Raw genomic sequence first — 236 nt, forward strand, 5'->3', positions numbered from 1 at the left:
CTGCACGAGTTCACCACCGTGCCGGGCGTCAAGGAGGACGTCACCGACCTGATCCTCAACATCAAGCAGCTGGTCGTGAGCAGTGAGCACGACGAGCCGGTCGTGATGTACCTGCGCAAGCAGGGTCCGGGTCTGGTCACCGCCGCCGACATCGCGCCTCCGGCCGGTGTCGAGGTGCACAACCCCGATCTGGTCCTCGCCACGCTCAACGGCAAGGGCAAGCTGGAGATGGAGCT

Annotated in this window: 1 pseudogene; it reads left to right on the plus strand. The window is 65.3% G+C overall.

Annotated elements, in window-relative coordinates:
• Positions 1-236: pseudogene (locus KVT45_RS55695) on the plus strand (DNA-directed RNA polymerase subunit alpha); the annotation flags it as partial.

Source organism: Streptomyces sp. GbtcB6 (genome assembly GCF_019091475.1).
Lineage (GTDB): Bacteria > Actinomycetota > Actinomycetes > Streptomycetales > Streptomycetaceae > Streptomyces > Streptomyces hyaluromycini.